This is a genomic window from Dellaglioa sp. CoH-56-MRSF-12 (genome assembly GCF_056782075.1).
The window spans coordinates 1-232 of record NZ_JBXAYD010000180.1; the positions used below are offsets into that span (position 1 = coordinate 1).

The 232-nt window shown below is 55.6% G+C and carries 1 protein-coding gene; it reads left to right on the top strand.

Annotation, left to right across the window (positions count from 1 at the left end; translation table 11 throughout):
• On the top strand, positions 1-232 hold a 232-nt coding region (locus AC1RPY_RS08240), incomplete at both ends, for an RNA ligase family protein (protein WP_481763197.1).

The following is a 232-nucleotide window of genomic DNA, read 5'->3' on the forward strand; positions in this document are numbered from 1 at the left end:
CCCTGAATTTGTGGCTGGTGTGTGCTCGCGTAACCTCGATCTGGTGGAGACTGAAGGCAACCAGTTCTGGAAAACGGCGCGCGAAGAGCAGGTCCTCGAAAAGCTGGCGACGCTGGAGCGCGCGGTAGCAATCCAAGGTGAGCTGTGCGGTTCGGGTATTCAATCGAACTTCGAAGGATTCCCCGAGGGCTACTACGGCTTCTACGTGTATGACATCTTCGACATCGAGAAT